This is a genomic window from Parafrankia irregularis, assembly GCF_001536285.1.
In the GTDB taxonomy this organism is placed as follows: domain Bacteria; phylum Actinomycetota; class Actinomycetes; order Frankiales; family Frankiaceae; genus Parafrankia; species Parafrankia irregularis.
This window is the reverse complement of the sequence record NZ_FAOZ01000012.1, coordinates 112,548-124,734: the sequence shown is the minus strand read 5'-3', so window position 1 is coordinate 124,734 and position 12,187 is coordinate 112,548. Positions and strand designations below refer to the sequence as shown.

Genomic DNA, 12,187 nt, shown 5'->3' with positions numbered 1-12,187 from the left:
GGCGATGCGGCATCCGGACGGTCGTCCGGCCGGGGCGAGCCGATCGGGGATGTGACGTATGCCGATGGATGAGTCCGGTGGGCGGGTCAGCCGGCTGTGGCCGGCGGCGTTCGGGTGCTGGGCTTGCTGGGCTTTTGCCCTGCTTGCCACGATCTGCGTGGTCCTGTTGCCGGCCCCCCATGATCTTCAGGCTGTCGATATGGCCTGCACGGCGGCGACGCTGGTGGCCACCGTGGTGCTGCTGTCCACCGCGCGGCGCGCCGGTGCGAACGACCGGCGATGGCGCCTGCTGGTCGCCCTGACCACGTTCGGCGGCTTCCTGATCGCGTCGGCGAACTCCTGGCACGGCATCGTCCACGGCGCCGATGTCTACAACGAGATCCAGCTCGTCCATGCCACGTTCCTGCTCGCCTACCTGCCTGCGCTCGCCGGGCTGCTGCTCCTGCCGTCGGAGCTGGTGCTCGCCCGGGCGGGCCCGCGCAGCCTGCCGCGGCCGCATGGCCGGCACTGGTATGTGATCACCGTGCTCGACAGTGCGCTGATCGTCGGTTCCGGCGCACTCGTCGCCTGGTCGACGCTGCTGGCGCCGGTCGTCCACCGAACCACGCTGAGCAGGCCGGCCCTGGCGATCGTCTTCAGCTCCATCGCGATCGGACTGGTTCTCGTCGTGGTGGCGGCACTGCTGGCCACGGCCCGCCGGCCCCGGTCGCTGCCGACGCTGATACTGCTCGCGGCGGGCATGGCCGTCATGTCGGTGACGATGGGCGTCTACCTGTACCTGGCCGCGGCCACGAACGGAGTGGTGCCGGCGGCGGTTCACCTCGGCTACCTCGTCTCCTGGCTGCTCATGATCAGTGCGGCGCTGGTCCCGCCCCCGCCCGGACCGCTGCCGTCGGAGCCGAGCCCGCAGACCGGTACCTGGGTGTTCAGCGTGCGCGCCGTCCTGCCGTATCTCGCGTTCGGCGCGGCCGGAGCGGTCACCCTCACCCGGCTCGCCACCGGCGCGCGGGCCGATGAGCTCGACTTCTTCGGCCTGATCGGCCTGCTGGTGTTCCTCGTCTGCCGGCAGCTGGCGACGATCGGCGAGAACGCCCGCCTGCTCTCCCTGGTGGACAGCAGCCGACGCGAACTGCACCATCAGGCGTTCCACGATCCCCTCACCGGAGTGGCGAACCGGGCGCTGTTCGCCGTGCGGCTGGAACAGGCCGTCGCCGCCCACGTCCGAGACCACCGACGACTCGCGGTGCTGTACTGCGACATCGACGACTTCAAACAGATCAACGACAACCTCGGGCACTCCGTGGGCGACGCGCTGCTGCAGGTTGTCGCCGGCCGGCTCCAGCACGGGACCCGTGACACGGACACGGTCGCCCGCCTCGGCGGAGACGAGTTCGCCGTCGTCCTCGGCGGTGCGGGTGGTGATCCGGAGCCGGTGGCCCGCCGGCTCGGGAACATCATGCGGGCCCCCTTCCACCTGGGGGAGCACAGCTACCCCGTCGGGATCAGCCTCGGCCTCGTCGTCAGCGAGCTGTCCCCCGGAGCGGGCGACCACGGGGCGACAACCGTCACGGCCGACAGCCTGCTGCGGGATGCCGACATCGCCATGTACGCGGCCAAACGTGCGAAGCGGGGTGGGCTCGTCGTCAGGAGGGCCGGCAGGCCTGCCTCGGACTCCCCGATACAGCTCGGTGGTCAGCTCGCGGCGGCGTTGCGCGGCGAGCCCGGCAACGGGACGTTGGACGTCGTCTACCGCGATGTCGTGGACCTCAGGGACGGTCGCGTCGTCGCCTTCGACGCCGGACCATGCTGGAACCACCCGGAGATCGGCCGCGTCGATGCCGGTCGGCTGTACCGCCTGGCCGGCCGCGGCGGGCTCGCTCGGGCGATCGACACGTTCCTGCTCCAGCGTTGTTGCGAGGATCTCGGCCATGACACGGCGTACGCCAGCTGCGCCGGTGTGGATGCGGATGTCGACCGCCCCGCCGTGCTCGTCCCGATCTCCGCGGGCCGTGCCGCCGAGCCGTCGATGGCCACCGAGATCCTCGAGGCACTCGCCGAGCGGGGGCTCCCGCCGCGCGTGGTCGTTCCCGCGTTCAGCGCCGGGGCGGCCGAGGTCGGTGACCTCGTCGCGGCCCGGAACGTGCTCGGCCAGCTGCGCCGCAGCGGTGTCCGGTGCGCCCTCACCGAAGCGGCCGGCGACGCCGCCACACTGCGCCTGCTGCGTCTGCTGCCCATCGACATCATCCGCCTCGACGCGGCCCTCACCAGCGTGGACGGTGAGGTACCCGCCAATCGTGACGCCGGCGAAGCAGCGGCCGGCGCGGGAGCCGGAAGCCGGGGCGGTGGCGAAGGCGACCCGACGCTGGCGGACACGATCCGGTCCGCCCTGGTAGGCGCCGCCATCCGGCGTGGTCTCACCGTGATCGCCCCCGCCGTCCGCGGCGAGCGGCAGGAACACCGACTCGCCGCCGACGGCTGCCAGCTCGGGGAAGGCCCGCTCTACGACCGTGCAAGGCAAGGACGTCGAAGACACGGCCCGGCGCTCGTATAACTCGTATAGCCCGCATACGTGTCTCAGCACGGAACTTCCGGACGGCGCCGAGCCGCCGGACGCAGGCGCCTGACCACCGGGATGGGCGCTATCCGAAGGTCAGCTCCCGGGCGTTCTCGGCCATGATCCTGCGCTGGTCCGCGGCCGAGAAGTCGGTGACGTTGGCGAGGAAGTCCTTCGGCTCGGCGACGCCCTCGGCATGCGGCCAGTCCGACCCGAAGATGATTCGCTCCACCGGCACCGACCGGGCCAGTTCGGCGACCGTCTCCTCGACGAACGGGGAGACCCACACGTTCTCGTGGAACTGGTCGACCGGGCTGCGGGAGAACATGCCCGGGTTCTGGCTGTGCAGGCGCTGCAGGACCCGCAGCAGCGACGGAACCCACGTGCCGCCGTTCTCGATGGAGGCGAAGCGGACACCTGGATGCCGCTCGAACAGGCCGTGGCAGACCAGCGCGGCGAGGAAGTCGTGGATGCGGCGCTCGTGCATGAGGGCGTCCACGAAAGGCTCGTAGAACGCGAGCGACGACACCTTTCCCACCCGCCGCCGGCTCGGATAGCCCCAGGTGTGCGCGATCGCGTCCTCGACCTCGCGGTGCCCCTCGTCGAAGCCGGCGTGCGCCGTCACCACCAGCCGGGCCTCGGCGACACGTGCCCAGAACGGGTCGAAAACCGGGTCGGCGGGCGACTTCGTCCCGTCGGCGGTGAAGACCGGCCCAGGCCGGATCGTGACGATGCGCGCGCCGCGCCCGATCGCCCATTCGAGTTCCCGGATCGCGCTGTCCAGGTCGGACAGGGTCAGGTAGGGAACGCCGAAGATCCGGTTCTGGTAGGCGAAGCCCCAGTCGTCGTCCAGCCAGCGGTTGAAGGCACGGAAGATGTCCACCGCAGCCTCGATGTCAGGCTGCATCGGGCCTTCCATGCACACGCCCTGGGAGGGGAACAGCCAGATCGCCTCCAGGCCCTGCTCGTCCATGACCCGCAGGCGGGCGTCCCGGTTGTACCACTCCGGATGATCGGCCGGCTGTTCACAGGTGAGCATGTGCGCCACATCGGCCTTGGCGCCCCGGCCGGCGAAGTACTCGTACAGCGCGCCGGGCCGCGGCCGCGGGTTGACATCACCGGGGCCGGGAATCCAGGGATGCGGCTCGTCGCCGACGACGTAGCGCATCCGCCCGTCGATCTCCTTCACCAGTACGCCGCGCTCGGCGTACTTCGGGTCGCGGTGGCGGGTGAAGGCGTCGCTCGTCTCCCAGTAGTGGTTGTCGGCGTCGAAGATCGTTGGCAGTTCCGGACTGATGCTGATCACGCTCATCGACCTTTCCGCACGTTCGGAACCGACCGATGCCGCCCGGCGACGGCTCCCTCGGTATCGATATCGATCTCGACATTAGAAATGGCACTGATGAGTGTCAAGATGCTGGTCGGCCCCTGCCGCGGACTCGCGCCGACGGTCTCATGCGTCGATCAGCAGCTGCTCGCGTGCGATGTCGAACATCTGCCGTTGGATCGCCAGCTTCTCGGTTGTGGCCGCGGTGTCGAAGAGCAGCTGGTAGACCTGGCCTGCCTGGCCCGCCACGAACAGCTCGACCCGCTTGCGCGGCTCGGCCTGGCCGACCCAGTGGTAGTCCATCTCCAGCCAGAGGGCGTCCTTGCCGCCCTGCCGGATCGGGTGGCTGCCGGCGTTGAGATCGGCCATGGAGGACTCGGCCGTGTTGCGGTACCAGGCGAGCTGCCCGGCGGCGGCGCTCTCGGGTGTCGACCCGTGCGTGGTGTCCCGCTTGACGCTCATGGCGTGGACCTCGTCCGGGGAATGCCAGGTGCTCTGGAGCTCGTTCCTGGTCACCCGGTTCCAGCCGTCCGGCACGGCGAACCTGACAGTGAGGTCGGGTTCGGTGACCCGGTGCCAGCCGGCCGGCAGTGCGGGCGGCGCCGCGGCCTGGGAGCCGGCCGGTGCGGCCGACCCGAACGAGGTCGGCACGACGGCCGCCGCCGCGGAATCGGGATCGGCCGGCGTCTCGAAAACCGGAGTCCTTGAGACGGCCGGCGCCCCGGAAGCGGTCGGCGTCGCGGAAACAGCCGAGGTCGAAGGGGCGTCGGCACCATAGGCGAGGGACCGGCCAGGTGATGAGGCGCCGGTGAGCTGCCCCCCGAACACCGCTAACAGAAGACCAAGCACGGCGACGATCGCCGAGACCAGCGCGGCGATCTCCCCGACACCCATCCGCCGCCCCGTGGGCGTCCCGTTACCCGGACTGCTCATCTGGCTCCCACGCCCCCCGAATCGCCTGTGCCATAGGCACATTCAACCGTGCGGCGCGCTCGTGGACCGCCGTCCGGGAAGGACCGCTCGGCGCGTTTCGTCCCGACTGTCCCCGGCGGTCCCCGGCTATCCCTCGTGGGGCCGCAGGTCGCCGGTCGGCGGCACGGCGAAGAACACGCTGACCTGCTCCTGCGACACCTCGGCCAGGGTCGGCGGGTTCCAGCGGGGGCTGCGGTCCTTGTCGATGATCTGGGCGCGGATGCCTTCGCGCAGGTCGTGGGAGCGCAGGCTGGCACTGGAGACGCGGAACTCGGTGACCAGCGCCGACCACAGGTCCGGCAGCCCGGCCGCGGCGCGCAGCGCCCGCAGTGTGACCGTGAGCGCGGTCGGTGACTTCCCCTCGATCTCGGTGGCGGCAGCCGCGGCGGCGGGATCGCCGTGTTCACGCAACCGGGCCAGGATCGCCTCGACGGTCGGGGCGCCGTAACAGGCGTCGATCCAGTCCGCGTCCGCTTCCAGGGCGCTGGGCGGCGGGGCTGCGGTGAACTCCTCGACGATCTTCGCCGGGTTGCCGGCGTCGGCCGTCGCGGTGAGCGCGTCGATGAGCGCGGGCAGCCGCTCGCTGGGCACATAGTGGTCGGCGAGGCCCGCGTACAGCGCGTCCGCGCCGGAGAGGTGGCCCGCGGTCAGCGCGGCGTGGGTGCCCGACTCGCCGGGCATCCGGGCGAGCAGCCAGGTGCCACCGACATCCGGCACCAGGCCGATGCCGACCTCGGGCATGGCGAGCCTGGTGCGCTCGGTGACGACCCTGACGCCGCCATGCGCGGAGATCCCGACGCCGCCGCCCATGACGATGCCGTCCATGAGCGCGATGTAGGGCTTCGGGTAGCTGCTGATCCGGTGGTTGAGGCGGTACTCGTCGGCCCAGAAGCCGAGCGACCCGGTGCCGCCGGAGCAGGCGTCCGCGTGGAAGGAGCGGATGTCGCCGCCGGCGCACAGCCCGCGCTCACCGGCACCGTCGACGAGGACGGCGTCCACCTGGTCGTCGTGCTCCCAGTCGCGCAGCGCGGCGTCCATCGCGTTGACCATGGGATGGCTCAGGGCGTTGATCGCCTTCGGCCGGTTGAGCGTCAGCCGCCCGACCCGCCCCTGCACCGACGACACGATCTCGGATGTCCCCCTGGGCTCAGGTGCTCCGGGCGTTCGGCCCGTTCCGGGAGCTCCGGGGGTGGGTGTGTCGGACGTGTCGGGGGGCGGGGTCACCGGGCTTCCTCCAGCCATGAGCGCGGGATGTGATGTCCCGCGTTGTCTTGTTCGTCCTTCCAAGGATCTGGTGCGACCGCCGCTCGCGCACGGCCTTCTCGGGGCCTGCCGTCCGCGGGCTCACCGGCCGGCGGAACAGGTGGCCGGGTAGCGCCAAAGTCGCCGAAAGCTGACGTCCCGCCCCGACATGCGGGGCTAACGTCGCGTCTCCTGACATTGCGGGCCGGGCGGTCGTGACGGGCCTGTGGGCACAGCTGGGGCGGCAGGGTTGAGCGAGGGCACGTCGCACGAGGGCAGGGCGCACGCGGACCTGGCGTTCGTGCGTACGAAAAAGGACTTCGGCAACGCGCTGACGCGGCTGCGTGAGGCCGCCGGGTTGTCCGTGCGGGATCTGGCGCGCAGGGGAGCCGTCCCGGCGGGGACGGTGGGCGGCTGGTGCACGGGCCGCCATCTCCCGACGGTGTCGCAGCAGGAGCTGTTTCTCGGCCTGCTGGAAGCGTGCGGGGTCTCCGGGACCGGTCAGCAGGAGTGGATCGACTGCTGGCAGCGGTTGCGTCGGCCGCTCGGACGGCCGGCGGGCCCGACTCCCTATCGTGGCCTGGAGTCGTTCCAGCCTGAGCATGCCGACTGGTTCTTCGGCCGCGCCGGGCTGACCGCCACGCTGGTGGAAAGGGTCGCGGGCCCGAACCCGCCGGATGGTCCGCTGATGGTGGTCGGCCCCTCGGGCTCGGGTAAGTCCTCGGTCCTGCGAGCGGGGCTGATAGCCACGCTGTGCGCCCCGAACACCTCGAACAGCCCGCACGGACAGCCATGGCGGTATCTCCTGATGACGCCGGGGGCGCATCCCGTCGCCGGGATCGCGGCGGAGCTCGCGCTGCTCGGCGAGGCTACAGCGGCGACACCGGAATCTGTCGAGGCGGAGCTGAGGACCCAGCCGGAGGCCTACGCCGAACGGCTCAGCGGCACCCTGCCCAACTCGCTGCTGATCGTGGTGGACCAGTTCGAGCAGCTGTTCGCCGCCGGGGACGGCGAGCGCGGTGCTGACGGCGAGCGCGGTGCTGACGAGGAGCGCGGCACCTTCGTCTCGATCCTGCAGGCCTTGGCGTCCTGCTCACCACGAGCGGAGGAGCGGGCCGGGGGCGCGTCGATCCGCGTGGTGATCGGAATGCGGGCGGACTTCTACCCGACCGCGCTGCGTTGGCCCGAGTTGGCGCTCGCCCTGCAACGGGATCAGGTGGTGGTCGGCCCGCTCGGTGACGACGACCTGCGGAAGGCCATCACCGAGCCAGCCCGGCTGGCCGGCCTGGTCCCCGAGGACGGGCTCGTCCACCTGCTGCTGCGCGAGCTGGCACCGGCCGCGGGCAGGTCCGGCCTGGCCGGCAGCGCGCACGACGTGGGCACGTTGCCGCTGCTGTCCCATGCGTTGCTGGCGACCTGGGAACACGGCCGGCGAGGCACCATGACCGTGGAGGACTACGCGGCGACGGGAGGGATCCGAGGCGCCGTCGCCCAGACCGCGGACTCCCTTTACACCCAGCTGACGGACCCGGAGAAGGACCTGGCGCGGCGCCTCTTCCGGCGGCTCGTCCAGGTTGGCGAGGACACCCCTGACACCCGTCGGCGGGTGCGGCTGGAGGAGTTGATCGGCACCCCCGACGATCCGCTGCACGTGGCGAGCAGTGGCGTCCTGCGGCGGTATGTCGAGCAACGGCTGGTCACCGCGGACGCCGAGGGCGTGGAGATCAGTCACGAGGCCCTGTTGTGGGCTTGGCCGCGCCTGCGGCAGTGGATCGACACCGACCGCGCCGGCCAGCGGATCCACCGGCAGCTCACCGAAGCCGCCGCGGGCTGGCAGGCGACGAGCCACGATCCGGGCGCGCTGTACCGGGGCGTGCGGCTCGCGGCCGCCGTCGAGTGGGCCGACAGACTCGGCCGCCGCGGCGAGCTCAACCAGTCCGAGCAGCGGTTCCTGGACGCCAGCGTGGAAGCCGGCCAGGCCGAGCGCCGGCTCGAGCGCCGCCGTGCCCGGCGGCTGCGGCGGCTGGCGGCGGCTCTTGCGGTGCTGGTGCTGGTGACCGGGGCCACCACGGTCTACTCGGTCCAGCAGCGCGCGGTCGCCGAGCGGTCCCGCAACCTGGCGATCTCGCGGCAGATCGCCGGAACCGCGGACCGGCTGCGCGCCAGCGACCCCGCGATGGCGGCGCAGCTGGCGGTCGCCGCCTACCGGATCGCGCGCACGGTGGAGGCACGTTCCAGCCTGATCGCCTCGTCGGGCCTGCCCGCCGTCACCCGGATGGTTCGCCCGAGCGGGCTGCTGCAGGCGCTCGCCGTCAACGGCGAGGGCACCCTGCTCGCGGCGGCCGGCGCGGCCAGAGCCGACACCGACGTCCTGCTGTGGGATCTGCGTGACCCCGGCAGACCGGTTCGGCTGGGCGCCCGGCTGGTCGGGCACACCGCCCCGATCTATGCGGTGGGGTTCTCCCCGGATGGCAACACGTTGGCGACCGGCTCCGGCGACCACACGGTGCGGCTGTGGGACGTCACGGATCCGGCCCGACCCGCACCGCTGGGCAAGCCGCTGACCGGCCCGGCCGACCGGGTGCTGGCCGTCGAGTTCAGCCCCGATGGCACGACGCTGGCCGCCGGCAGCCGCGACAGGACCATCACCCTCTGGGACATCAGCGAACGGGAACACCCCACCACCCTGGGGCCCGCGCTCACCGGGGCGGGCGGGAGCGTGCAGTCCCTCGCCTTCCACCCTGGCGGGAAGCTGCTGGCGGCCGCTGACGCGGACAACGCGGTCCGGCTGTGGGATCTCACGGATCGGCGGCACCCCCGCCCAGTGGGTGGGGCGCTGCCGGCGCCGAGCCGGGTGAATGCCGTCGCCTTCGCTCCCGACGGGGCCACACTCGCCGCAGGAGTGAACGACGGCGCGGTGTACCTGTGGACGACGATGGATCCCGTTCACCCGGTGCCAGCCGGAAAACTCGACGGAACGGGATGGATCAACGCGGTCGCGTTCAGCTCCGATGGAAGGCAGCTCGCCGCCGCCGGCACCGAGACCGGAGTGCAGATCTGGGATGTCTCCAGCAAACAGGTCGTGCTCTCGCTGCCGCACCCGGAACCCGCGACCGCGGTCGCGTTCCGTGACCACGACCGGGTGCTGATGACCAACAGCGCCGACGCCATCGCCCGTCGGTGGGTGGTGCCGGGGGCCGTCATCCCCACGGCGGGCCGGAAGGTCACCTCGCTGGAATTCCATTCCGGCCGTCCGCTGCTCGCCGACGGTGGCGTCGACCTGCGCCTGTGGGACGTCAGTGATCCGAACCGGCCGACACCGGCTGGAGAGCCGCTGGCCGCCCCGCCCGACATCGACCGCATGGGAGGTTCCGTCGCGGTCAGCCCCGACGGCCGTAGCCTCGCGGCCAACACCCACGAGGGCAACAACATCCTGCTGTGGGACATCTCCGCTCCGGCTCGGCCCGTCCTCACCCGGAGCTTCGCTTCCGGCCACGCCGAGCAGATCGAGGACCTCGCATTCAGCCCTGACGGGCGAACGCTCGCCAGCACGGGGCAGGACGGCACGGTGCGCCTGTGGGACGCGACCGCTGCCGGAGAATCGCGACCGCGGGCGACGATCAGCCCGGACGCCGGGACCATCCGCAAGATCGCGTTCACCCCGGACAGTCGCGTTCTGGCCACCGCGAACTCCAACGGCACCGTAACCATGTGGAATGTCCGGGATCCGCGCCACCCTGTTCGGCTCGGCGTACCAGTCAAAGTGTCGAACGACTACACGTACTCGGTGGCCACCAGTTCCGACGGGAAAACGCTCGCGGCCGGGAGCGCGGACGGCACCGCCAGGCTCTGGGACATCACCGACCCCGGCAGTCCGTCGCCACTCGGCCCCGCGATCACCGGGCCGGACGGGTACCTGCAGACGCTGGCGTTCAGCCCGGACACCCGGACTCTGGTCGCGGGGACCAGCGCGGGCCAGATCTGGATGTGGGACGTCAGTAAAAGACGGCAGCCGCGGACCCTGGTCATCATGCAGCCGCAGAACGAGACCATCTGGAACGCGCAGTTCAGCGGCGATGGACAAATTCTGGCCGCCGCCGCCGGGAGCGCCCTCTACCTGTGGGGAGAAATCGACGCCGACCGCCTGGCCGACCGGATCTGCGCGGCCGCCGGAGATCTGATCAACGAGGCTGAATGGCGAAAGTACGCGCCGGGGGTCTCCTACCGGCACATCTGCTCCTGATAGTCGGGGCACCCGGAGCCCGGCGGCTTCCACCGCTGTCGCCGCAGCGCCGTGCCCGTGTGTGTTGGCCCTGCCTGCCTGCCCTCATGCCTGCCACCTGGGACGACACCGGCCACAAGCAGGCCAGATGTCGTGATGGTGATGATCGCCGCGGTGTACGGACTCGTACGGAACCCGCCCCAGGCCTGGTTGACCGGCCTCGGCCTGCGGCAACGTCGGTGTCCATCGTCCAGGAGGGGGACCTGCATGCGTCAGAATCCGCACCGCCGCCGACGTGACCGGCAGCGGTTACCCGGCACCTGCCGAAGGCCGCTCCGTCAGCTGCTGACCGCCACGCTGATTCTCGGGCTGTTCGGCGGTGGCGCGCTCGCTGTCGCCGGCACGGCGCAGGCCGCGTCCAACGGGCAGCAGATAAGGTTCTGCTCGCGCGATTCCGCGGTCAGTGGCCGGCCCGGCGGTTCCGCGGTGGCAGTGGGAATCGATGACAGAGATCAGCCGCGAACCACCCGGCCTGTCTACCTGCGCGGCGGAGGAGAATGCGAGGAGCTGCGGAACCTGTGGTTCAAGGGAATCGTCCGCATCGAATGGCGTGATGCCGCTGGAAAGCTTGTCAAGACCACCAGATGTGCTGTGCCTGTCAACAAGATCAGCCCGTGGATCAACTGTGACGACATCCCCGTTCACACACAGCTGTTGAACTGGATGTCGGCGGAGGTCGCGAAAAACCTGAGGAGTTCGGTTTTCCAGGAGATTCAGCGCAGCTATCCCGCGCTGGCGACCCCGAAGTCCCTGCAGCTGTGGGCTCTTCAGGTGCGGCCTGGAGGTCCGTGGGACCACAAACCCTTTATTGAAAGAGATTTCCTGGGCTCAAGCTATTCACGGGAGAACGGTCGTCTCTACTTCCAGTGGTACGACCGTCCCTACCTGCTGTCCCACGACTTCTGGTCCAACTTCCACTACGGCTACGTCGGCCGCGCCGCCGGTTTCAAGGCGGACGTCCTGCGGTACGCACACCAGCTTCCCGGAACCGGCGGAACGGACAGCGGCGACAAACTCGCGGTTGATATCGGTATCGCCTACTTCAACAAGTTCGGCAAAATCGGTGTGTACCCCGCCACTCTGGACTCCTTTCTGAGCTCGTACCTGGGCAAGCTGTTGGGTACTGGCGTGGCAAGGGCGATCCCCTACCTGGGCGAGGCCCCGGTCCCCGGCACGCCAGGCCCGACCAAGCCCGCTCCGGACGCGCCGCAGCCAGGGAACAACGCGCTCACCACCTGGGTGAGCGTGCTGACGCCGAGCGGGGGCGTCGGTCCCAAGGTGCTCGACGTGAAGGACGGCGCCCTGACGGACGGGGCGCGGGTCCAGCTGTGGCAGCGCAACGGGAACTCGCAGCAGTACTGGACCATCGAGCGGAAGGGCACCCACCAGGGTCATCCCTACTACCGGCTCGTGAACCGGAACTCCGGCAAGTGCCTGGACATGGCGACAGACGTGCCGGCGGGCAACGGTGTCCGTGTGCAGCAGTGGCGGTGCAACGGCACTCCCAACCAGTACTGGGTCGCCGTCCCGGTCGAGTCGTCGGGCAGCCGCGCGAAGTGGGTTGAGCTCGTCAACCTGCAGAGCGGGCGCTGCCTCGACGTCACGGGCGTCAACCACGGCGACGGCGCGCTGCTGCAGGTCTGGGACTGCCGCGGTGGCTGGAACCAGCGCTTCAACATCTACTAGCGGGGCTGCCGGCCGGGTCGTCAGCCACGGCCGGTAAAGCCGCTTTCCGTCCGGTGGGCCCATCCAGAGAAGGGGCGGGCGCACCGGCGGAACCGTTAGCTCCTGCCAATAGCTCCTTCCAGCC

At 70.7% G+C, this 12,187-nt stretch carries 6 protein-coding genes; 3 read left to right on the top strand and 3 right to left on the bottom strand.

Annotated elements, in window-relative coordinates:
- The first annotated feature begins 58 nt into the window (after nt 1-58).
- A complete protein-coding gene (locus tag AWX74_RS19755; protein ID WP_091278880.1) occupies nt 59-2,551 on the top strand; it encodes a GGDEF domain-containing protein in 2,493 nt (830 codons plus the stop codon).
- 88 nt (nt 2,552-2,639) lie between these two features.
- On the opposite strand, the gene AWX74_RS19750 is transcribed toward AWX74_RS19755, so the two are convergent.
- The 3 genes from AWX74_RS19750 to AWX74_RS19740 form a co-directional block, all read right to left on the bottom strand.
- Nucleotides 2,640-3,866, bottom strand: coding sequence for an amidohydrolase family protein (locus AWX74_RS19750; RefSeq protein WP_091278876.1), 1,227 nt, complete (start codon nt 3,864-3,866; stop codon nt 2,640-2,642).
- A 141-nt stretch (nt 3,867-4,007) separates the two neighbouring features.
- Nucleotides 4,008-4,814 (bottom strand): hypothetical protein, encoded by an 807-nt coding sequence (locus tag AWX74_RS19745; RefSeq protein WP_207550377.1) that lies wholly within the window; start codon nt 4,812-4,814, stop codon nt 4,008-4,010.
- A gap of 126 nt (nt 4,815-4,940) precedes the next feature.
- A complete protein-coding gene (locus AWX74_RS19740; protein ID WP_207550375.1) occupies nt 4,941-6,077 on the bottom strand; it encodes an enoyl-CoA hydratase/isomerase family protein in 1,137 nt (378 codons plus the stop codon).
- A gap of 268 nt (nt 6,078-6,345) precedes the next feature.
- Between AWX74_RS19740 and AWX74_RS19735 the strand changes: the two genes are divergently transcribed.
- Nucleotides 6,346-10,338, top strand: coding sequence for an nSTAND1 domain-containing NTPase (locus AWX74_RS19735; protein WP_165615694.1), 3,993 nt, complete (start codon nt 6,346-6,348; stop codon nt 10,336-10,338).
- Between the two features lie 246 nt (nt 10,339-10,584).
- Nucleotides 10,585-12,063 (top strand): RICIN domain-containing protein, encoded by a 1,479-nt coding sequence (locus tag AWX74_RS19730; protein WP_165615693.1) that lies wholly within the window; start codon nt 10,585-10,587, stop codon nt 12,061-12,063.
- Nucleotides 12,064-12,187: the final 124 nt, after the last annotated feature.

Coding starts and splice junctions, on each gene's coding strand:
- AWX74_RS19730 (WP_165615693.1), top strand. CDS start 10,585: ATGCGTCAGAATCCGCACCGCCGCCGACGTGACCGGCAGCGGTTACCC.
- AWX74_RS19755 (WP_091278880.1), top strand. CDS start 59: ATGCCGATGGATGAGTCCGGTGGGCGGGTCAGCCGGCTGTGGCCGGCG.
- AWX74_RS19745 (WP_207550377.1), bottom strand. CDS start 4,814: ATGAGCAGTCCGGGTAACGGGACGCCCACGGGGCGGCGGATGGGTGTC.
- AWX74_RS19750 (WP_091278876.1), bottom strand. CDS start 3,866: ATGAGCGTGATCAGCATCAGTCCGGAACTGCCAACGATCTTCGACGCC.